Genomic DNA, 23,066 nt, shown 5'->3' with positions numbered 1-23,066 from the left:
CCCAACGCTGCAGTACGTGGGGCGCTAGAATCCGCCCATGCCGAATTCCCTGCATCAGGCCGCAGCTGACGCCTTGGCCGTTTGCGATCCGACCGACAAGTGCGCTGCTACCCAAGCCTTGCGCGCAGCACGGGCAGCCGGTCAGCTAATCGTGGTGGCCGGGCCGGACGACCCACTGCCACTCACCGTACCTGGTCGCCCCGCGCGGCCGGAGCTGGTCGCGCCGGATCGCCTGAAGCCGCGCAAGCCGGTTACGCCGGAAGGCCACGCCGCGCTGATCCACGCCATCGCCCACATCGAGTTCAACGCCATCAACCTGGCGCTCGACTGCATCGCGCGCTACCGCAGTTTCCCGGATGAATTTCACGACGGCTGGCTCACAGTGGCCGCCGAAGAGGCCGAGCATTTCTCGCTGCTGCGCGCCCGTCTGCGTGATCTGGGGCACGACTACGGGGACTTTCCCGCGCACAACGGGCTGTGGGACATGGCGTGCCGCACCGCACACGATCCGCTGGCCCGTATGGCACTGGTGCCACGCGTGCTCGAAGCGCGCGGGCTGGACGCGACACCGGTGATCATGAACAAGCTGCGCGGCATCGGCGACGAAGCAACGATGGCGATTCTGGACATCATCCTGCGCGACGAAATCGGGCACGTTGCCTTGGGAGACCGCTGGTTCCGGGCGCTGTGCGCCGAGCGCGGCGTAGAGCCGGAAGCCACCTATCTGGCCTTGATGGACGACTTCGAGGCGCCGTACCCGCAACCGCCGCTGCACGAAGCGGCACGGCTGCAGGCCGGCTTTTCGGCCGAAGAGATCGAGCGCCTGCGTGCAGGCCGACGGCGGTAAACGAAAAATGGCGGCCGAAGCCGCCATTCTTGTCGAAGCAGTGTGCGCTCAGCGCAGGCCGGCTGCGTAGTCGGCGACTGCCTGCATTTCCTTGTCGGTCATCTTCAGTGCGATGTCACGCATCATCTCGGCCGGGTCATTGGCGCGATCGCCATCACGGAAGGCCTTGAGCTGCGTGAAGGTGTACTTGGCGAACTGGCCGGACAGGCGCGGGTACTGCGCCGGCATGCCGGCGCCGCTCGGGCCGTGACAGGCAGCACAGGCCGGAACGCCCTTGGAGGCGATGCCAGCACGCCAGATTTCGCGACCCTGTTCGATGGTGTCGGCGTTCTGGGCCACTTCCGGTTGGAGCGTTTGCTGAGCGTAGTAGTGAGCCAGGGCACGCATGTCGTCTTCCGACAGCGCAGCGACCATCGAGCTCATGATCGGGTTGGGGCGGGCCGGCGGGGCACCGTTCACCGAAGAGAAGTTGCGCAGCTGCTTGAAGAGGTATTCGGGGACCTGACCCGCAAGCTTCGGGTTGTCCGCGATCGTGCTGTTGCCGTCAATCGCGTGACAGCCGACACAGATGGATTCGGCAAGCTGCTTGGCGCGGTCAAGATCCGGAGCCTGGGCATGCAGCCCGCCGGTAGCCAGAAGCAGCGAAAGCAGAAGGGAACGCTTGATCATGGGTGTCCTCTGAAAGCTGTGAGCAGATACACAAACGCGGTATTCTATATTAACTCTTCGCCTCTGCGCGAAGCCCCGAATTTTTCCCGATACCGGGCCTCGCGCGGTGTCTACCCAAGATGCCCATATTCCGTAACGCCCAGTTTGAAATCTCGATTGCCAAGACCTCAGGTCTGCCACCTCCGGTGGGGGCAGAGGTCGCCTTTGCCGGGCGGTCGAACGCCGGAAAATCCAGCGCAATCAATACCCTGGCCGGGCATGTTCGCCTGGCCTATGTCTCCAAGACGCCGGGCCGAACCCAGCTCATCAACTTCTTCCGCCTCAACTGCGGCGCAGCGTTGGTCGACCTGCCGGGCTATGGCTACGCCAAAGTCCCGCCCGAGATTCGCAAGCAATGGCAGGGGCTGCTCGAACGCTACCTGAGCAAGCGCGAGAACTTGGTCGGGATGGTGCTGATCATGGATTCGCGGCACCCGCTCACGCCGCTCGATCTGCAGATGATCGGCTGGTTCGCCCCGAGCCGCCGGCCCATCCACATTCTGCTCACCAAGTCCGACAAGCTGTCGAAAAACCAAGCTGCCGCCTCGCTTGCGCTGGTGCGCCGCGAGTTGGGTCATCTGGCCGGGCAGGTGAGCGTGCAGCTGTTCTCGAGCCTCAAGAAGACCGGCATCGAAGAAGTCGAACACGTCGTCGCGGGCTGGCTTGGCTTGCCTCAGGATGAGGCCGCCACAAAAGAAAAACCCCGGGCCGAAGAGACGTAAGCCCGGGGAAAACGCCTTAGCTCAAGGCTCCCGCTCAGGGAGGGAAGCGGGGGATGCCAGTTGCGCATCCGTGTGTTCTGAGTGCCCCAGCGCGGATCGGTTCCCTCGTGTCGTGAGATTTTCACATCACGTTGTTTCAAAAGGAGTTCCAGATGAGATCCGGTCCAGCATTCCCCGCCATCCGCATGCGCCGCATGCGTCGCGACGACTTCTCGCGACGCCTGATGTGTGAGCATCGTCTGACGGCGGACGACCTGATCTATCCGGTGTTCGTGCTCGACGGTGAGGACCGGGTCGAGGCCGTCCCGTCCATGCCCGGCGTCGAGCGTGTGAGCATCGACCGCCTGCTCAAGGTGGCCGGCGAAGCGGTGGAGCTGGGCGTGCCAGCGATCGCACTGTTCCCGGTCATCGACGCCTCTGGCAAAACGCCCGAAGCCGAAGAAGCGTGGAACCCCGACGGCCTCGTGCCGCGCACCGTGCGTGCCCTGAAGGCCGCGTACCCGGAACTCGGCGTCATCACCGACGTCGCGCTCGACCCCTACACCAGCCACGGCCAAGACGGCCTCATCGACCCGGCCGACCCGCGCGGTTACGTCATGAACGACGAGACGCTCGAAGCCTTGGCCAAACAGGCCTTGTGTCACGCCCGTGCCGGTGCCGATGTGGTCGCCCCGTCCGACATGATGGACGGCCGCGTTGCCCGCATCCGCTCCGCGCTCGATGCCGAACGCTTCATCCACACCCGCATCCTCGCCTATTCGGCCAAGTACGCGTCGAGCTTCTACGGCCCCTTCCGCGACGCCGTCGGCTCCGCCGGCAACCTCGGAAAAGGCGACAAACACACCTATCAGATGGACCCGGCCAACTCGGACGAAGCCGTGCGCGAAGTCGCGCTTGACATTAGCGAGGGCGCCGACATGTTCATGGTCAAACCCGGCATGCCGTATCTCGACATCGTGCGCCGCGTGAAGCACGAGCTGCAGGTGCCGACCTATGTCTATCAGGTCAGTGGCGAGTACGCCATGCTCAAGGCCGCTGCCGCCAACGGCTGGCTCAACGAGCGCGCTTGTGCCCTCGAAGCCCTGTTGGCTTTCAAGCGCGCGGGTGCCGACGGCATCCTCACCTATTTCGCGCTGGATGCCGCGCGGTGGCTGCGCGGCGAGGAATAGTCCGCGGGGCAGTGCAGTAGTACGGCAGAGCTGCGGAAGCCGAACGTGGAATGCAGAAGTGCGCGCCGAGTCCGGCCGAATGACCGACCCCCATGGGTTTCGCCGGTCGGGTAGAGCAGTAAGCAGAACCGGACATGGACTTCGGGTCAGCGCTCCCGCGCAGCCTCATGCCAGGCGTTAGAAACGGGCGACAACAGATACTCGGCGACGCTGCGATCACCCAGATGGATTTCGGCCACGGCGAGCATGCCGACCGATGCGACGAATTGCTTGCCGTGCATCTCCAGGTGCTGCGCGTCCAGATTGACCAATACTTTGTAGGCGGGCGGCGGGGCGTTCGCGACCGGTTGCGCGGTGTTGGCTGAGAGCCCGCTCGCGTTGCGCTCCGAGGTGTCTGCACCTACGCGCTCGACCTGCCCGGTGAGCATGCCGTATTTCTGGAACGGGAACGCGGCGAGCTTGATTTTGACGACCTGCCCCTCGCGTACGAAGCCGATATCATCGTTGTTGACCCAGACTTCGGCTTTCAGCAACTCATCCAGCGGAACGACCGTCGCCAGCACGGTGCCGGGTTGCACCACCGTGCCGGCAGTGTGCGTGGCCAGCTCCTTGACGATGCCGTCCTGCGGCGCTTTGAGTTCAAGGAGTGCGCGGCGGTGTGCGAGCTTCGCGCGTTCTTCGGTGAGCCTGTCCAGGTGCGTGAATACTTCCTGGCGCTCGGCGTGAAGTTGTCGGCGGTAGTCGGCTTCGATCTGTGTCATTCGACTCTGTGATTGCGCCACGCCGGCGCGGGCGGATTCGATGATGTGGGCCTGGGTCGCGATCTCCTGTTCCTTCTCGATGCGTTCTCGGCGCTTGTCGCTCGCCATCAACTCTCCCGAAAATCCTTGCTTGGTCAGGCGAATGAACGCCTCTTCCTGCAACTTGTAGTGGGGTAGCGTGGCTTCGAGTTTGCGAAGGGTCTGCTCGGCGGCGGCCTGTTCCTGCTTCGCCCTCGCCAACCGACTGTGCTCTTCGGCGAGCGCGGCAGCGAGCGCAGCCCGATTGGCCAGATGCTGCGCCATGGTCTCTTCCACCACCGGCGAGAGTGGCTCTGCGGAAAGATCGAGCACCTGTCCCGACAGCTCGGCTTCGATGCGGTGCAACGACAGCCGTTTGCGGCGGATTTCAGCTTCGAGGGCATTTCCGTCCGCTTCGCTCAGTACGGTGTCCATGCGCATCAATACCTGTCCGGCCTGTACGCGGTCGCCTTCGTGCACGTGCAGTTCCCGAACGATTCCCGCTTCGGCTGGCTGCAGAATTTTCAGATTGCTTTCCGGGATAAGCCGCCCTTCGGCCACGGAAACGATGTCCAGCCTCCCGAACAGGGACCAGATCAGTACAAAGGCCAGCAGCGCCGACAGCACCCAGACAATGCTGCGACCGAGGGGATTGGGCGCGGCCTGTTGAAGCCTCATCAGTGGGGGGTGGAAGTCGAGATAGTCGCGATCAGATGTGTTCATGGTGTGTGGTCGATGTCTGCGATCGGGTGAGGCCAGCGGGCGCAATACCTGTGAGGCGTTGCCGGATGTGGCGAACAGCATGGTCAATGCTCTGCTCACTTTGGTAGCCGGCATGTTCCCGGGCAAAGCGCTTGGCGTTCAGACGCAACGACGCGTCTTTCAGGCCGCGATCCAGCGAGGAAGCGATGGCCTTCCGACTGCGATCCCGCCCGATGACGTGCGCGGCGCCGTATTGCTGCAGGCAGCGCGAGGCCAGTACCTGTTCAACATGCTGCGGCATCAGCAGCAACGGAACGCCGGCCAGCAGTACCTCGCACATCGTGCCGCCGCCGCCATAGCCGATCATCAGGTCCATGTCCTGAACGAGATGGTCGAGCCTGACAGGCTCGGGGGACAGGCGCAGGCGAGGCCATCGCTGCGCCATTTCCGGCGCCAGGTCAGGGACCACGCACAGCACCTCGGCGTCGCTGGCCGCAAGAGCGTCGAGCAGAGTTGTGAAGCCCGGTATGCCCACACGCAGATAGGCGGCAATCCGTCTGGTCCCGCAGCCTTGCCACGCCAGCGGCGCTGCTTCACTGCCGAGGCCGAAGATCGGTCCGATGTAGTTTGCGTCCGGGCGTATGCCGTAGTGGTCCATCTCCGGAAAGGTGTCGAGCAGGTCGTGTTCCGGCCTGAACAGCGCCCGAATCTGCACGTCTTCGGGGTTGCGGTTGCCGCCTAGTGCAGCGCCCACGGCGTGATCAAGCTTGGCTTCGGCGTTGCGCAGACGCTCTGCCGAGCAACTCTCCCACGGGCGGATGCTTGGCCACGGAATGATGGCCGGTGGAATCGCAAAACCGTTGCCAATCGCCAGATGGGGCACGTTCATCAGCGCTGCCGCAAGCATCGCTGTGGGGGCGTGGTCCGCCAGCACCAGGTCGGCGCCACATAGGGCGATGGTGTCACTCCAACCGCGAATGCCGCCGCGCAGGGCCTCGCGGTCTGCATAGCCTACCGCCAGAAGGAGTTCGGCGTAGTTCGCCGGCGGCGTCTGGGGATCATGTTTCGCTGGGTTCAGGCGGGGGGCCTGAAGCATGCGGAAGGGGGCGGTGTCGGGCTCGCCGCGCAGGTCGCGCAGCGTCAGCACGGTTTCGATTCCGTGGGCTTGCAAGGCACGGGCAAGAGCGAGGCAGCGTGCGCGATGCCCCAGGTTGCTGCCCAGTTCCCAGGCGATCAGGACTCGGCTGGGCATGGCGCTTCCGCAGCACCGGGAACCCGTACCGTTACGACGGGCGTGCAGGCTTGCTGGTGTTTGCGATCAATCTCCAGCACGGATTCAACGATCTCGGCGACGATCTGACAGCGTGCTTCCGCGCAAGTGGGCTTGCCAATGTGCAGGGCGCGACCGTCGCAGGCAGGCAGCAGCGCGTCCATCACCCGATCCAATCCGGGGGCGGCAGCTGCTGTACCGGATATCTCTGCCCTGATGAGCAGATCCACTCGTGCGACCGGCAGCCCCGTCTGCAGCACTCCGTCGTCACTGATGGTCAGCACCATTGCGTCTGCCGTGCTCTCCAGCGACAGGATCTGGCCAGCATCGAACGGCGTGCGCCGACCTGGAGCAAGCGTTTGCCCGTCGATATGAACTCCGTGGGCATCGTGGTGGCCCGCGCGCATTCCGCGTGCGCGGAGGGCGTTAGCTACCGTTGCTGCCAACGTCGAGTCTTCGTCTGGAGTGACCAAGGCGACCACCGGGATGCGCCCGTTACCCTCGATCAGCCCGCGCAGGATCGGGGCGTAAAGATGCAGGGCGGTGACCTGTCCGATGTTCGGCTGGCCGTTGACCTCGCAAATTGCCGCACCGCTGGTTCTCCACGAAACGGCAATGTCGGGAATGATCAAGTCGATGCCGGCGACGTCGAGCTTGAGCGCTCGCGCAGCACGTACCGCAAGCAAGGCATTGTCAGGATGAACGTTGTCAAAAACCGCTACGGGCGAGCCTCCTGAGGCGATGTTGGCCGCGCGGCAAAGGCGCACGAACTGTCCCGCCGGCACGACCGAGGCCAAGCCCAGATTCTGGCTGCGCAATACATTCAGCGCAGCCACATCTGTTTTCAGGGGCTTTAGTGGCGCGCTTGTTCGCCCACTGCGCAGCGGGTTGGCATTTTCCTGTTCAATGAGTTCCTGCACTGAAGAGCGGCCGTTCCCCGTGACGCCCGCCGGGATGCGCTCAACGGCCCAGATCAACTGATCCTGAAACACGGTGAGCCGGTAGTCCCTGCCTTCGAAGTGCTTCTCGACGAGAACATTGCGAGACCTGCGGTGTGCCGCTGCAAAGGCTTCGGTCACCTCTTCGGCCGATGTCAGGCCGGCAGCCACGCCCACGCCGCCGTCCAGGTCGGCGGGCTTGACCACCACCGGGTAGCCAATCTTCTGCGCCAGTGCGGTGGCTGCTTGCGCAGAACGCGCCATGACGTGGGGCGGGACGGGCAGCCCCGCCATCCTGAGCACCGAGCCGGCTTCGTGTTTGTTGCGTGCCAGCCGCGCAGCAAGATTTGGCGTAGCGTCGGTGAATGAACCTTCCAGCCAGCGCCCTCGACTGCCCACGCCGAACAAGTGAATGCGTGCGGGCATTTCTCGCACGGGAATGCCCAACTGATGAGCCGTCTGCGCGAAGCAGAGCATGGTTGAGCTGACCGGGCCGTTCTCCTTCAACGCGCACTCCGGGGACAACAAGATTGTTTCAAACCCAGGAGAAGTACTCTCGCTGTCCGTGCAGGCGTTGAACAGAGCAAGAGCGCGTTCGAGCACGGCGGGCAGAGCTTGCAGGCCCAGGCGGGTGGTGGGAATGAGGCAATGCGCTGTCTCGTCCATCATCGAAAGCACCCTGCCATGTTCGAAAACGGGCAGGCCGGAGTTCAATTGCACCCTTTGCAGCGCGATGAAGAACAACTCCAGGGCGCTTTCGAAGCCATCTTCATGGAGCATCCCTGCGTTGCCGGAGGTGGGAAAGCGGCAATCTGCGTTCCATTGCTCCAGCCGGTCTCCCAAGGCTTGGTGATGCCGGGGCGCGAGTTTCCGGCCCGCAATGCTGAGGATGAGCGAAGGGTAACGACTACCGTACAGGTGCCCAGGAATTGCCTGAATGTGTCCTGCGATTCGCCAGGCGTGACGACTTTCCGGCATGGGGCTCGCCGGCTTCATGGCCGTGACCTTCGCGCGTCGGTGTGCGCCGCTAACGCGGGGTGGCGCGGCAGGATAGCGTTTCGCGCAGAGGGCGGCGGTGCCGCCCTCTGCGATTGGGTCTGGCCGTTGCCTGCATGAGGCCTTTTCCGGGGCATTACAGTCTGCCCATCTGACTGAAGCCTTCGTTGATGCCCGAGAAGCCCTGCAGCTTGGCGGCGGCTGAAGAGGCGGCGGCTATCGGGTCGTACCCGCTGGCGGAGTTTGAGTTCGCATTGGACGGCACGCCCCACAGGCCTGGCGGGCGGGCGCCTTTGAGTACGTCGTCCCACAATGCGCGGTTACCGTCCGAGGCGGCCAGTCGTTGCAGGGCTGCAGCGACTTCTGCCCACCCGGATTCGGCGCTCGCGCTTGCGGCCTCCGGCACGTCGGAGGATTTGTCTGAACTCCGGTGGCGGCGCCGGCGATCGTGATTTTCGCCACTCTCGTGATCTTCGTGGCTCTCATCACCCTCATCGCTGCTTGCGTTGGAAGAGGCTTGTACGCTGAACTCACTCAGGTTGGACGAAGGGCCCGACGGCATGAAACCTGCGCTGGCGAGATAGTAGGGGCCGTCATCATTATTGCTATTGGACATCGCGCCTGAAGCGTTGGGCTCATCCCCGTCCGTCAGCGAGATCACGAGTTGGGCGGTGCTGCTGTCGCCGTCCGGTTGGGTCAGCGTATAGCCGAAGATGTCCTGCGCGCCGACGTTGGCGACATCGGCCAATGGCGTGTAGGTCCATTCGCCGTTGGCGGAAATCTGGAGCGTGCCGAAGTCGCCGGCGATCAAGGTTCCGGCGGTCACCGCCTGGCCGTTGACGCCGCTTACAACCGCTCCTTCGTAGCCTTGGTCGTCGTTGGCGAGCACGTTGCCGCTGGCCGGCGTGACCTGTACTTCAGTGATTTCCGGCGCGTTGATGCTCGTGACCACACGGATGTTGTCGATGGCAACCGCGAAATCGTCTTCGTAATCGTCGCTGGACGAGCGATCGTTGACGTTGAACGCTACGCGATAGGTGCCGGGGCCGAGACCGCTGATGGCGATACCGGTGTGTCGACCGCGATCGTCTCTGCCCAGCAACTCTCCACCTGCGCCTTCGACCAGCGACCATTGACTCGTGCCGGCCTCATATCGGTAAAGGCTGTAAGTGAAGCGGTCGTTGTTGGTAGAGTCCCCACGATCGGGAATCTCGAACTCGTCGAGGTCGTCCCCTTCCTCAATCAGGCCGACGATCACGTCGAATACGAAGCTGGTAGTCTGGTTCGCAGCGACGGTGAATTGCGGCGTGGCGACCGAAACGCTGCTGTTGCTTGACGCGTTCGGGTCGCGGATCACCAGCCGCTTGCCGCTGAAGGCATCCTCGTCGTTGTCGCTGACATTTGCGTTGCTGTTTCCGCTGCTGCGCCCCCACACGTTGCCGGCGACCTGTACCGGGTTGGTGTTGGTAACGACAGTGGCGGTGGAGCCGGGCGTGCCCGAGGTGTCGAAAATCCAAGGGGTGTAATTCGACGAGCTGACCGAGCTTGACTCGAAAGTGGCCAGGATCGCGGTGGTGGTGCTTGTTTCGCCCGGTGTCGTCACACCCTTGATATGGGCTTGGGCGACGTCATCGTGAGCCACGGGCTTACTGTCCGTGGTTGTCAGGTGCAGCAACGCGCTGGCCGAATCGCCGTCGGCGTCCTCGATGATGTAGCGGATCGAATCGCTGACGTCGTCGGCAACACTGCCCAGCGGGGTAAAGGCGTACTCGCCGTTGGCATGGATTTCAATCACACCGGCCGCGGTCTCGACGGTGAAGAGCGTATTGCCCGCGTCGAAAACGTAGGTCCCACCGCCATACTCAACCGCGACAAGTCGTGGCCCGTTCGGCCCCCAGCCATCGCCGCCGATGTCGTCGTTGTCCAGCACATTGCCGGTAGCGGGTAGCTGGGTGTTTTCGATGGCGCTGGATTCGTCGGACTGTGCGAGTGGGGCGGCGTTAACCATGAGGGTGAAGATTTGCTCGGCGGTCAGACCAAAGTGGTCCGTAGCCTTAACGATCACGTTCCACTGTCCGGCGTCGCTATGGTTAGGCGTGCCGGAAAACCCCCCCGTCGCCCCATCAAAGCTTAACCACGCGGGGAGTGGTGCTCCATTGGCAAGCCGGGCGCTGAATCGCAGGTGGTCTGCCGCATCCGGATCGATGAATGCCCCTTCCGGGATGGCAAACGTAAAGAACTGCGAGCTGCGGGCTTCGGGCGCAATGATTTGCTGCGCGGCGTAAGGCGCCCGGTTGGTCTGCTCGGTCAACGACAGCACCGATCCGTCCTCGAAGACGATGGCGAGGATGACCGGGTTGGCGCCGTCCGTGCCGCGGTAGTTCTCGATGCGCACCGCGTCCCCTGCGCCGTAGTGCAGCACGAGGGTGGTTCCATCCCATTCCTGGCTCACGTCGTCAGCGGTGATGTCCGGCCCGAAGCGGATGTAGTTGAAGTCCTCGGCGCCGCTGTCGATGATGGTGTCGATGCCGTCGCCGCGGTTGAAGACATAGCCGTCGTCGCCTGCGCCGCCGATCAGCACGTCGTTGCCGAGGCCGCCGTACAACAGATCGCTGCCGGCGCCACCGTACAGGGTGTCGTCGCCGTCGTGCCCATGAATGCGGTCTTCCAGATCCGTGCCGGTGAGGACGTTGTCCGCGCCGTCGCCTTCGATGGTGAAGCCCCAGGAGGCGAGCGTGGCGTAGTCGACGGCCGTGCCGTCGTCGAAGACGAAGGTCTGCACCGCATGTCCGCCGCCGAGCACGTCCTGGGGATCGAAGCCGGACAGGCGCAGCACGTCGCCCTCGTTGCCATAGTGGATCAGCAGGAAGTGGCCGCCCTCGCCGTCGGGCGCGAAGGAGAGCTTGTCGTGTAGCGCCTCCATGACGATGCCGGGGCCGAAGCGCACGACGTTGCCGGCATCGGGTGTGGAGGAGTCGACAATGGTGACCACCCCGTCGCCGAGGTTCACCGCGTAGGCGTCATCGGTGTGCTCGCCGTAGCGGATGCCGCGTGTAAGGAGGTCGGTGAAGCTCAGAACGACTTCCTCGTCGTTGAACCAGAGCCATACCTCATCGACCGGCGCCGGCATGTGTGGATCACGTGGATCGAAACCGGCGAAGCGCACGCTGCCGCCATCCTCGGCCAGCCGCAGCGTGAGATCGCGGCCGTCGAACTCCAGGTACAGAGCCGCGGGGTCGATGTCGCCAGAGAGCTCCAGGCGGTTCGTGTCCTGAGGGCGCCAGGCTTCGACGATGGTCGTCTCCACCCGTGCCTGCGGGTCTTCGCGGTGGATGTAATAGGTGTCCGACCCGGCGCCGCCGACCAGCAGGTCTGAGCCGTCATCGCCGTTGAAGTAGTCGTTGCCCGTGCCGCCAACGAGGGTGTCAGCGTAGGGAGTTCCGTACAGCCAGGCATCGTGATCGCCGCCGTGCTGGACGACGCCACTGACCTCGATTCCGTCCGCAGCGATTTCGGTACCGTCCGCGAAGCGGAAAACATCGATCGAGCGGGTAAGGGTTGCGCGGTGCGCTGCATAGCCACGCAGGATCAGGCGGTCTTCCGGGTGGCCGGCGATCTCGATGACGAGGTCGCCATTGCGTTCAGAGAAACGCAGGTCTGCGACGTGAATGCCATCTCCGAAGACGATAATGTTCGGAGCATCGTCGAACAACGAAACCGAGCCTTCGTATCCGTCCCCGCCATACTCCCAGTCGTACGCTCTCCATTCTTCGCCGTAGCCGTTTTGATTGAAGGGACGGTGGTCGTCGTCGATGATCACCTGCTGGTCGCCGAGGTGATAGATGTAGGTATCGCCGTCCCATTGGCCATACAGTTGGTCGTGGCCCGCTCCCCCTCGCAGAGTGTCCGCGCCCCAGCCGCCGAACAACAGGTCGTCGCCCGCTCCGCCGTACAGCTCGTCGTCGCCGTCCAGACCCAGCAGGATGTCGTTGCCGTCCCCGCCATGGATGACGTCGTCCGAGCGTGTTCCGTACAACACGTCGTCTCCATTCGTGGGTGCCTCGGAGGGCAAAGCAGGCCTTGCGAATAGGTTGCCGGTTTGCGCGTAGGCAATGGCGTATTGCTCCCCTGCGGGGGCAACGGTGCTGGTAATTTCGAACGTGCCGCCGTCAAAGGCCAGCGGCTGTTCCGGCGTTGCCATGAGGATGGCAGCTTCGTTGGACGCAAGCCATGCGGTGAAGTCGAAAATGCGTGTATGACCTGCTGTATCGATGAATTGAATGCGTTCCAGGTCGCCGAGCATGTTTTCGGCATGGATGTCTTCCAGCGTGATCGAGCCGCCGGTTCCGCCATCTACCAGAATCACCAATTGGTTGTCCGCAAACGCTACGGACAGCATTGACGGCAGAATGTCGATGCCGAAGGACAGCGCATCGACCCCGTCGCCTGCCTCCACCCAATCATGGCCGTCGCCGTAGTTGAAGCAGAAAACGTCGTCCCCGTAGCCGCCCACCAGATGGTCATTGCCGGTTTCCCCGGCAATGATGTCGTCCCCGCCGCCACCATGCACATCGTCATTCCCACTGCCAGCGGAGACGATGTCGTGACCATTGCTGAGCTGAACATAGTCATTGTTGGCTCCGGCGCTGACTGCGAAGGAGCCTTTTGCATTCCAGCTGTAGGCGTAAATGTCGTCGTCGGCAGCGCTGCCGAACAGATGGATTGGAATGGTGCTTTGATTCTCGATGGAGATGGGCTGGTATCCCATGACGCCCTCGTCGGCAAGCGCAACCATGTCCGCCAGCGTCAGTTCCGTGCCGTCGTCGAAGACGAAGCGCCGGATCGAACTGCGGCCGAGATCGCCACTGGTCCATTGATCTAGCCGGATGACCAGCGCATCGTCACCGCCGATGCCGATGACCATCTCCTGGTGGCCGACATCGCCATCCTGAGGGGCGTAGTAGTTCGGGTCACCCATCTGCACGGTAACGTCGTCAAGGGTGATGCCGGGCGCGAACCGCACGGTGTCGTTCGCCGTCTCCGCGGATTTCAGATACACCGTATCCAGCCCGGTGCCGGGGGCGACGATGTAGGTGTTGTTGCCCGCGCCGCCGTATAGGCCGTCCCGGCCTGCGCCGCCGTCGAGCACGTCGTCACCGTCGCCACCGGATAAGTAGTCTTCGTCGGGGCCACCGATCAATGTGTCGTTTCCGGCCTCGCCATACAGCTCGTTGTACCCGCTTCCGCCGACCAGAATGTCATCACCCTCCCGGCCATGGATGGTGCTGTAGCTGGCCGAGCCCGTGAGGTGATCGTCGCCGGGCGAGCCGAACAGGACCTCCGAGTCGGGAGCGGTATTGAGCAATGTGTGTACGTCGCTGGCGTTCAGCACGGCACCATTGGCGAACTCGAAACTCCCGATCTGGGCTCCGCCCCAGCCGCCCCAGTCGTCCCAGTTCTTGAGCCGGATCGAATCTCCGCTGACCGTGATTGTGACGATCAGATCGTTTCCATCACGGAAAAACGTGACGCTGTTTTGATCGATGTTTTCCTTGAAGAGGATACGCCCCATGCCGCTAACGATGGTGTCGTTGCCATCGCCGATGCCGAAGAGCCAGGTGTTGTTGCCATAGTGAATGAAGCTGCTGAAACGGTCGTCGCCTGTGCCGCCATCGAGCGTCTCATCGTCATGGCCGGTGATGATTTTGTCGTCCCCGCCCGTTCCCATGACGGCGCGCGCCGCCATCGTCGCGGCATCCCAGATCGTGCCATCGGCAAACCGGATTTCCTCCAGACCAGAACTGCTATATCTCCAGTCCGTCTGATCAAGAACAAGCAGAGCGGTGCCATCATCCAAGGTCAATGCCATATGCCCTTGCATGGTCCAGCGGAGCGCGACATCGTCCGGTGCAATGCCTTCGCCAAGTTCAAGGGCATCAGTGCTGCCCGGATCGTAGTTCTCGATGATCACGTTCTGCTCATCACCCAGGCCCAGCCGATAGATATCCGAACCACGGCCGCCGATCAGCAGATCATTGCCTGCGCCGCCGATCAGCGTGTCGTTGCCGGTATTACCCTCCAGGGTGTCGTCCCCGGACCCACCGACAAGAAGATTGTCTTGCCCGGAAAAGCCACGCAGATGGCCGCCTTCGCCACTGGCAAGTACTTTGAAGCGAATGGTTTCGGCATCCCATACGGTGCCGTCGGCAAAAACGATTTCCTCGATGGCGCTGCCACTGCCCACATAGAAATGGAGCTTGACCGTGAGCGTCTCCCCGGTATCACGGATGCTCAGCACCAGATCGTCGGTACTCCACCAGTCTTGCGGGTTGCGTACACGTGACAGTTTCACGTCTTCGGGGAGAACTCCTGCCCGAAGCTCGATGCGGTCGATTTCTCCCGGGCCCCGGGAGTTCTCGATGATCGTGTCGTGACCGTATCCGCGCCCGAACACGTAGGTGTCGCTGCCGGTGCCGCCGATCACGATGTCATTGCCTGCGCCGCCGTCGAGCCGGTCGTTTCCTGCACCGCCGCGGAGTTCATCGTCGCCGTTGCGGCCGGCGATCGTATCGTGGCCTCCGAGGCCGTGGATGAAATCGTCGGCATCGGTGCCGTGAAGACGGTCCGCACCCGATGTCGGGCGGTTTGTCGTCCAGTCAGACAGTGCTGCATCGAAAACCGGGCCAACGTCTTCATCGGCTGGCAGCAGTGCGGCTTCGAACCCAGCCACGTCGACATGGCTGAGCCAGCCAAGGCCCTTGAGGGCTTGAACGAACTCTTCCAGTTCCGTCAGGCCCGCGTCGCGGTCTTCCTGAATCTTCAGGGTCAGGGTGGTTGCCACGTCAGACAAATCGCCGAGAAACTGCTCGGTTTCGTCGTCCCAGCTCAGCGTTACTTGCGAGAAGAGCCCCTGAAGGTGGCTTCCGGCCATCAATTCGCCGTGCACCATTGCCTTTAGCTTGTCCCAAGCGGCGAGCAGTACGGGTGCTGATCGTCCGTGCGGATTGGGGTCCGGCTCCCCCCAGCACCAGATGCCAACCCACTCCTCGCCGAGGAATTCCTCAAGGGCTTCGAGCTTGCGCGCGTCGCCGATGGGATTGTCGTAGAGCATTTTTGCGGCGCGGCTGAACGGGTCGACATCCTGAACGCCGGTCCAGTGGTAGATGATCAACGTCAGCAGCGCATCGCGTTCGGCGGCGCTTTCTGCGTGAGTAAAGGCGGTAACGAGTTCTGTCAGCTTGCCCGTCTCGTCCAGTGCCATGGCCTGATGCAGATCTGGCACTTTTCCGAAGCCGCGTACGTAGGGCAGCGAGGACACATTCGTGGGGACATCCATCCAATCGGTCGGGATGCTGTGCGTGGAGTCAGATCGGAACCAAGCGTCCGCCGCCACGCGCGTCTGGCCGTCCAGCGTGGTGAAGTTGCCGATCTGCCGGTGTGCGTTGCCGTGGGCATCGACGTGGTTGGAGTCGGAGTAGGCAACGTTGATGCTCTGCACCCCGGCCTGGTACAGCGTCAGCAGTTCTCCTTCGTCGGTGATGCCGTTGGCGTTGGTGTCGCGCCAGATGCGCAACTGGTTGAACGCCGCATCGCGTGCGTCGATCCGACCGTCGCCGTTGGCGTCCAGCTCGGCCAGGGCCTCAAAGCCATGACCTGCTTTCTGCCCGTTGGTGAGCAGGGTTTCGGAGCCGAACAACTCGCGCCCGGATTCGATCGTGCCGTTGCCGTCGAGGTCGCGAACGAGCAGGCCATCACCGTTGCCGACCCAGCCGCTGCGCTCGGCAAAGCCGTCGGCGGCGTGGTCGAAATGTACTCCGGCGGATAGCCCGACTGTCTGGATACCATTGCCGTCAAGGTCGAGGATGACGGGCGACGGAGTGGTCGAAGCGACGCCTGCCTGATCACGGATTTCGTTGATGACGGCTCCGCTGTAGTTGCCGTTACCGGAACCATTGCCTCCGCCGCCGGAGTTTCCGCCGCCACCACCGGAACTCCCGCTTCCGCCGCTGTCCGTTCCAAAAAGGTCGCCCAGGCGGATGCCCAGATCGCCGTTCTTGAAGTTGACGATGGCGATGCCGAAGTTGGTCTGCAAGGTGGTGCCGTCGAGCCGATAGCTGATCCCGTGCGGGCCGAAGAATTCGTTGGTGGTGCCGGGCAGGGCAATGCCACCTGTCAGTCGGAAGTTGCCGAGACCGGGTAGGTTAAGAATCACCTGCCCCTGTCCATCCTCATCATTGATAACGGCGTATCCCGACGCGCCCACGCGGTAGGTGTCGAACCCTTTGCCTCCATGCAGTCGGGCAATGTCTGGCTCGGGTATGTAATAGCTGCCGTCGTAGTAGGGGTCGCCGCTGACCAGAAGGTCGTCTCCGTCACCCCCGATCAGTGTGTCGTTGCCGCCGTTGCCGATCAGTGTGTCGTTGCCGCTACCCCCAACGAGAACGTTGCCGCTTTCATCGCCGGTCAGCGCCAATCCACCGCCAGCGCTGCCATTGTCGCCGCCATTGCCGCCTTCAGACGGCGGAGGCAGGGGGGGCGTTTCCATGGTGCCCTGCAGGAAGGTGTGCAGACCGAACTCTTCGCCCGTTGCCAGTCGGAAGGTCGAGACGGCGCCGCTTGCGCCGTTGGTGATATAGATACCTTCGGAACCGTATTGCAGCACCAGGTTGCTGCCCACGAGTTGCGTCCGGATCTGGCTCAGGCTGCTGACGGAGGCAAGTAGCAGCGTGTTGCTTCCACTGGCGTCGACAATGTTGTTGAACACTAGGCCACCGCCCTGCGCCGCGGGTATGCCGTCGCCGGCATTGAACACGTAGGTGTCGTCGCCTGCGCCGCCGTTCAGATGGTCCAGTCCGCCGCCGCCGATGAGCGTGTCGTTCCCCGCGCCGCCAAGCAAGGTGTCGTTGCCTGCACCACCCATGAGCAGGTCGTCGTCGTCACCGCCATCAAGGTAGTCGTCGCCGCTGCCGCCGTAGAGGGTGTCGTTGCCCTCACCGCCGAACAGGTTGTCGTGGTCCGCCGCGCCGTCGAGCCGGTCGTCGCCTTTGCCGCCGCCCAACTGATCGTCTCCGCTGTCGCCGATGAGTGTGTCGTCGCCGTCGCCACCGAGCAAGGTGTCATTGCCTGCTCCACCCTCAAGGGAGTCGTTGTCGTCCACGCCTTCGGCCGACGCGCCGTTTACGCCGCCGTCAAGGTAATCGTCGTCTTTGCCGCCGATCAGGGTGTCATTGCCGAAACCGCCGATCAGCGCATTGTTGCCGTCACCTCCGTGAAGGTAGTCGTTGCCATGCAGGTGTGCCTCGGTGTCGCTGTCGACGTCGCCGTACAAGGTGTCGTTGCCGTCCGCGCCGTACAGCGTGTCGTGCCCCATGCCGCCAATGAGTTGGTCGTTGCCGTCGCCGGCGTCCAGAAAGTCATTGCCATGGGTTTCGAGCGGTATCCAGGTCGCTGTCTCGGGGTCGATGGTTGCATCCCCCCAAAGACGGTCGTCATTGTCGCCACCAAACAGGAAGTCATCTCCCGCTTGGCCGATCAAGGTGTCGTTGCCAGCGCCGCCGATCAGGGTGTCATTGCCGTGGTGTTGTACAGGCGTGTACCCGTACTGGCTGGGCGCACGATGGCCGTCGCCGACCAGATAGTCGTGTCCGTCGTCGCCGAAGAGCAGATCGTGCGCCTGCATGCCATAGAGGGCATCATTGTCTGCGCCGCCATACAACGTGTCGTTGCCCGTGCCGCCGGTGATGAAGTCATTACCTCCGTCGCCATAGACACGTACGCCGGGGTTGTCGGCGGGCAGCGCAGACGAGATCGGATAGATGACCGGGGGAGCTTCTCCCGGGGGCTGCCCCACCCCCCAGGAGAAACCGCTGGTTACTACCGCATGGCTGGCATTTGGTCGCCAGACATAGCTGGTTTCTGTCGGCCGCTGGAACGAGGCTCCGTAGCCGCCAAGAAGGTAATCGTTGCCCATGCCTCCTTGCAGGGTATCGGTTCCGCCGCCGCCGTAAATCAGGTCATCCCCGTCTCCGCCTTCGATCAGGTCGTTGCCCGCGCCACCATTGATGCCATCGTTGCCGCCCAGGCCGAGGATGTGGTCGTTGCCCGAGGTGCCGAGCAGGATGTCGGCGGCGTTTCCTTCAGTGGGGTTTTCCTCGTCGGCCGCATAGCCGGTGGAGGAACGGACGTATTCGTCTTCACCATCAGAGTTGAGGACGATCTTCTTGTTGATGTCGCCGACAATCTGGTTGGAAGGTGGTGTTTCCTCTTCTTCCTCCAGCCCCAACGAGATGCCGAGCCGGCCCTCGGTCCAGTTGGAGATGATGATCGTGCCGGTATGACCGGGCATCAGGGAGGTGATGAACAGCCTCGTGCTGCCGGCGTCGTGGAAGGCGCGCACCTTGCCATCTGCGTCTTCATACAGCCCCGGCTGGCCCTCTTTGGCGCTCAGTTCGCGGACCGTGAACTCGCTGATCACCACCGAGCCGTTGCCGTCGGCGTCGTCGATGATGTTGGTGCCGAAGTCGCCGGAGAATACGTAGGTGTCGTGGTCCGTGCCGCCTATCAGCAGATCGTTGCCGTTGCCGCCGATGAGCACGTCGTCGCCCGCGCCGCCAAAGAGCGTGTCATTGCCTTCGCCGCCATCCAGGCGGTCGTTGCCTGCGCCGCCTTCGAGGTAGTCGTGGCCGGCATTGCCGGTCAGGGTGTCGTTGGCGGAGGCGCCATAGAGGCGATCATTCTTCTCACCGCCGGAAATTTCGTCGCTCTGCGATTTGGAGCCGAACCTAACGTGAGCCACCTTCGCTAGATCGATGCCGGATTCCTCCGGGTTGACCGCTGCTGAAAGCACGTCAATTTCGGAGTCGGCATCCACAAAGTAGGTGTCCCCCCCGGTTCGAGGCGACCAGGTTGGCCAGCCAAGCAATCCTGGTTGCAGATTCTCCTGTCGCGTCATGAGCGCAGCAGACATCAGACGAGTGCGATCCTGAAGCCACTCCTTGGTCAGCGAGCCGTTGCCTGTTTCGGCGTCATACAGGTCGAGTTCCTGATTTGCGAATCGTGCCCGATAGTCCACCCCCAATATTGCGAAAGGCATAAGCGCATGCAGGGCGTAGCGATAGGCCAGCGCCTCCGTGCCGGCTTCGTCGGCCTTCGCTGCAGCATCAACCGAAGAATCCAGAAGGCTGATGAGACGAAGGCTCGGATGGTCTGCGATGTGCTTCCGAAGTTGATCGAGTCGTGCGTGCAGTTGTTCGCGGTGGCTGACGTCGTGCCAGGTGTTGCTTTGGAGCAGGTCGGAGGTCTCGCGCAGTTTCGGATCGTTTCCGGTCAGCGCCGTGCTCAGCCAGTCGACCATCGTTTCCAGCGTGCGGCCCTCCGCCTGACCTTGGGTACCGACATTCTGTGCGGCGCGGTCGGCGGTCGTGGCCGAAAGCAGTGCCTCGAATTGCGCCATGGTCGCTGTCGGCGCCAGTCTGTGCAGCACATCGAGGACCGAAAGGGAATCTACGAGCAGCACGAGGCTGTGCGTGTCGGCGAAGTCGTTGTTTTCCGGATCGGGCACCAGCAGGCGGAAATCCAGGGTGGCGAGGTCACGCAGTGCGGTCTCGTCCCAGACCCCTCCGGTGACGTTGCCCCGATAAAGCGGCTGCCCTTCGATGAACACGGGCACATCCATGCCGTAATGAATCTGCGAATTGGCCACGGCCGAAGGATTTCCAAGCGGATTGGAAGTTTCACGCCCGTAAAGGTTGTACACCGGGCCTGCAAAAGGGCTTCCCTTGGTGTCGCGTTGGGTTTCGAATGGCGCGGCAGCGTTGGTGCTGGATGTGATCTGCTCGGCATAAAAAACACCGAGCCAGTAGTCGAGCCCCACTCCCTCGATCTGATCAAGGGTCTTGCGCCACTCTGGGTCAATGAAGCTGTTTACCCGCGCATTCTCATTCTGCAATTCGATTACGTTTGCGATCGCGCGGTGCAGCCCCACCGCTTGCTCGCGTCGGGTAGGGTCTGAGATCCAGCCGATGAGGTTGTGCGCGCGGGACTGGTCACTCGTGGTCAATAGGCCCGACTCGCCTCCGACGGTGTGTCGGGCAACGAGCTCTTCATACAGTGCTTTCACCTCCGGATGGTCGAACAGCGCGGCATTGCCCCCGACGTTGCGCCCCACACTCTCGAAACGGGCAATTGCGTCATGCAGTGATCCTTGTACGAGCCCTGTGCCTGCGCCGTTGAAGGTGTAGGTGGCCACCGCGCGTGCCGGATATAGCAGGTTGAACGCATTGGCCAGATGTCCGCCCAGGCTGTAGCCGGTCACCGCGATTGGGCTGACGCCCAAAGCCACCTGTACAGCATCGCTTTCGAACCATTCGCGCATGTCCGCGATCTGCGCGAATGCCCAGCCGTGCTCGAAAACTCCCCGGTTGGTCATGAAGCTGTCGCGCATCGCATCGCCGATGAATTCGGTGGAGCGGAAGGAGAGGACGAGTTCGCCGGAGTTGTCGTCGCCAATGCCGCGAAAAAGCGTCCCGGAGAACCCGGAAGTAGTGTTCGGCTGATGGGCGACGACTTCCCAATTGGCGATGAACTCCGCAGCGAGGGGCGGAGTGAATTTGCTGTTGAATCCATTGCCGAGCAGGAGGGCGCGCTCGTAGTCGTTTCCGGCGATCCCAGCTTGCAAGAATGCTTCCGCCGCCATTTGTACATGGGAGTACTTCAAGTACGTTTCGATGGGGTTGCTCATTGCCTGTGCTCCATGGGTTTAAGTACTTTCACCGTGAAACTGCGAGTCGGCGAGAATCCGGGCTTAATCCAGTCGCACATCCGTCCATAGGCCCGGATCGTCGTCCAGTTGCGTCTGCCCTCGCCAATCTCTGAGTCCATCAGGTAGGTAATGCGCTCGGCCATGACCTCACTGGTTTCGAGGTCGATGACGCGCAGCGAACTGCCGGCAATCCACCAGCGCGCGCGGTCTTCGTGTTCGTTGATGTCGTCGAAGGTCACGCCGTAGCGTGGCAAGGGCATGTCAGCGGTGACAGGCTCACGCTTGAGCTCGAACTTCCTATAGCTGCCGGTGTATTTCGGGTTGTTTATGAGGTGCTCCGGGACATAGGAGTAGCCGGTGTAGCGATATCGCACCCCGTCGGTCGGATCGATCAGGTCGACATAGACGTACCGCGGAGTGGGGTACTGCCTGGGGTCCTGCACGAACGCGCCGGATTCGTCACGCGGGTGAAGAAACGAGGAGACGTAGGAATTGGGCACCCGGTGGCGCGGTTTGCCAGTTATTTCGCCTAATTTTTCCGACCAAATCTCGTCTCCGTCGTATCCATACGGGTCCACCGCCCATTGATCTCTTTCGCTGTAATCCGTGGGCCGAAGCTTGATCAGGAACAGTCCTTCCACGCCTTCGGCGGTGCGGTGGATGAACTCACCGGCGTTCTTGCACAGCTCGTCCATGCGTGCGACCGCTTCTGCGCGGCGTTCGGTGAAGGCGCGGGCCTCAATCGTTCGGTGCACGGGCGGCCACAGGAACAGCGAGAGGATTGAGATTGGGACAAGAATCTTCAGCGGCCAGCCACGTAGCTTCCATGCCGCCAAGGCAGCCAGCGCGAAGCCGACGATGAGGTAGGCGTTGCCGACCCACCGGAAGATGTTGTCCAGGCCGATCAGTTCGAGCATTGCGGGCCCTCGGTGGCGTGTTTGGAGCGCGGCGTAGCGAGGTGGAATGGGGCGGGGGCAGCAGTCATCTGGGCAAGGTAGCTGCGCAAACCGGCCTCGACCCGATAGTTCTGCGTGACGTTTTGCTGCGCCCGGTGGCGTATTGCCCCCTGTTCACCACGGGCTTGTAGCGCTGCGCCAATGCGTGCCGTCAGCGCATCGCTATCAAAAAAGTCCGTCAGATACCCATTCACCCCGTGCTGAATGATTTCCCGCACCGGCGGCGTATCCGATCCCACCACCACGCAGCCGCAGGCCATGGCTTCGAGCACCGACCAAGACAGCACGAATGGGTAGGTGAGGTAGACGTGCGCGCTGGAGACCTGCAGCGCGCTGACGTAGCGGGCGTAGGGCAGCTTTCCGGTGAAGTGGGTGCGGGCGGGGTCGAGCGGCACCTCGCGCATCATCTTTTCGCGCCAGTTGGGGGCGTCCTTGGGGCGGCTGCCGTAGCTGACGTCGTCGCCGCCGACAATCAGTGCGTGGGTGTGCGGACGCTGTTGCTGCAGCTGCGACAGGGCGCGCATGAATTGGGGGAAGCCGCGATAGGGTTCGAGGTTGCGGGCGACGTAGGTGACGACCTCGTCGGCGCGGGTGAGGCGGCGGCCGTCGGGGAGTTCGAAGATTGCGTCGGAGTCGGGGAGCAGGCGCTCGGTGTCGATACCTTCGTGAATGACGTGCAGCTTGTGCTGGTATTCGGCCGGTTGCAGTGAGTGCTGCCAGCGGGTGGGGCAGATGCCGACGTCGCAGGCGTCCAGCGCGAGCAGATGCAGGGAGTTGCGGCTGCGGATGCGGGCGCGGTCTTCGAGGGTGACTTCGTCATTCGGGTCGAAGCCGGTGTCGGCGCCGTCGGCGCGGTAGAAGTATTCGCAGAAGTGGATCAGGCGCGTGTTGGGGAACACGTCCTTAACGAAGAGCGATTCTCCCCAGCCGGGGTGGGCAACGACTGCATCCGGCTGCCAGCCTTGTTCGCGCAGCCGGACCAGCAGGCGGGCGACGGCCTGGCCATGCAGTACGCCGGCTTCGAGGGGGCGGGCGTAAGGATGAACGCCCGCGGAATGTCCGCGGTGGGGCTGGTAACGAATGAGGGGAATGCCCGGTAGGCCGGGCGCGGCGCGCAGGCCGATGGCCTTGACATCGAACCCGGGCTGCGCCGCCAGGTGGCGGGCGATGTGGCGAAACTGGCCGGGGAAGTTCTGGTGGATGAACAGTACGCGCATGG

10 protein-coding genes are annotated in these 23,066 nt (G+C 62.9%); 3 read left to right on the top strand and 7 right to left on the bottom strand.

Translation table 11 applies throughout. From position 1 onward, the window contains the following. The first annotated feature begins 37 nt into the window (after window positions 1–37). Window positions 38–847, top strand: a complete 810-nt coding sequence (locus AC6H0N_RS12345; RefSeq protein WP_497574409.1) for a ferritin-like domain-containing protein — start codon at window positions 38–40, stop codon at window positions 845–847. Between the two features lie 48 nt (window positions 848–895). Here AC6H0N_RS12345 and AC6H0N_RS12340 read toward each other — a convergent pair whose 3' ends face one another. Further along, on the bottom strand, window positions 896–1,516 hold the full coding sequence (locus AC6H0N_RS12340; protein WP_497574408.1) for a c-type cytochrome: 621 nt from the start codon (window positions 1,514–1,516) through the stop codon (window positions 896–898). Between the two features lie 119 nt (window positions 1,517–1,635). Between AC6H0N_RS12340 and yihA the strand changes: the two genes are divergently transcribed. Together yihA and hemB are read left to right on the top strand one after the other, a co-directional pair. Then, entirely contained in the window at window positions 1,636–2,277 is a 642-nt protein-coding gene (gene yihA / locus AC6H0N_RS12335) for a ribosome biogenesis GTP-binding protein YihA/YsxC (protein WP_497574407.1), read from the top strand. A 152-nt stretch (window positions 2,278–2,429) separates the two neighbouring features. Then, a complete protein-coding gene (hemB, locus tag AC6H0N_RS12330; protein WP_497574406.1) occupies window positions 2,430–3,446 on the top strand; it encodes a porphobilinogen synthase in 1,017 nt (338 codons plus the stop codon). A gap of 146 nt (window positions 3,447–3,592) precedes the next feature. Here the strand turns inward: hemB and AC6H0N_RS12325 are convergent, their stop codons facing one another. From AC6H0N_RS12325 to AC6H0N_RS12300, 6 genes are all read right to left on the bottom strand, one after another. Next, entirely contained in the window at window positions 3,593–4,948 is a 1,356-nt protein-coding gene (locus tag AC6H0N_RS12325) for an HlyD family type I secretion periplasmic adaptor subunit (protein WP_497574405.1), read from the bottom strand. Further along, window positions 4,935–6,179: a glycosyltransferase gene (locus AC6H0N_RS12320; protein ID WP_497574404.1), complete on the bottom strand. Its 1,245-nt coding sequence runs from the start codon at window positions 6,177–6,179 to the stop codon at window positions 4,935–4,937. The genes AC6H0N_RS12325 and AC6H0N_RS12320 overlap by 14 nt, the downstream gene beginning before the upstream one ends. Then, window positions 6,161–8,113, bottom strand: a complete 1,953-nt coding sequence (locus AC6H0N_RS12315) for an acetate--CoA ligase family protein (RefSeq protein ID WP_497574403.1) — start codon at window positions 8,111–8,113, stop codon at window positions 6,161–6,163. The genes AC6H0N_RS12320 and AC6H0N_RS12315 overlap by 19 nt, the downstream gene beginning before the upstream one ends. 154 nt (window positions 8,114–8,267) lie before the next feature. Continuing rightward, window positions 8,268–20,870, bottom strand: coding sequence for an SPM autocatalytic domain-containing protein (locus AC6H0N_RS12310; RefSeq protein WP_497574402.1), 12,603 nt, complete (start codon window positions 20,868–20,870; stop codon window positions 8,268–8,270). Then, entirely contained in the window at window positions 20,867–21,808 is a 942-nt protein-coding gene (locus AC6H0N_RS12305) for a hypothetical protein (RefSeq protein ID WP_497574401.1), read from the bottom strand. Before AC6H0N_RS12305 ends, AC6H0N_RS12310 begins: the two co-directional genes overlap by 4 nt. After that, on the bottom strand, window positions 21,796–23,064 hold the full coding sequence (locus AC6H0N_RS12300) for a glycosyltransferase family 4 protein (protein WP_497574600.1): 1,269 nt from the start codon (window positions 23,062–23,064) through the stop codon (window positions 21,796–21,798). Before AC6H0N_RS12300 ends, AC6H0N_RS12305 begins: the two co-directional genes overlap by 13 nt. Window positions 23,065–23,066: the final 2 nt, after the last annotated feature.

Source organism: Pseudazoarcus sp. NS34 (assembly GCF_059703725.1).
This window is presented reverse-complemented; position numbering and strand designations above follow the sequence as displayed.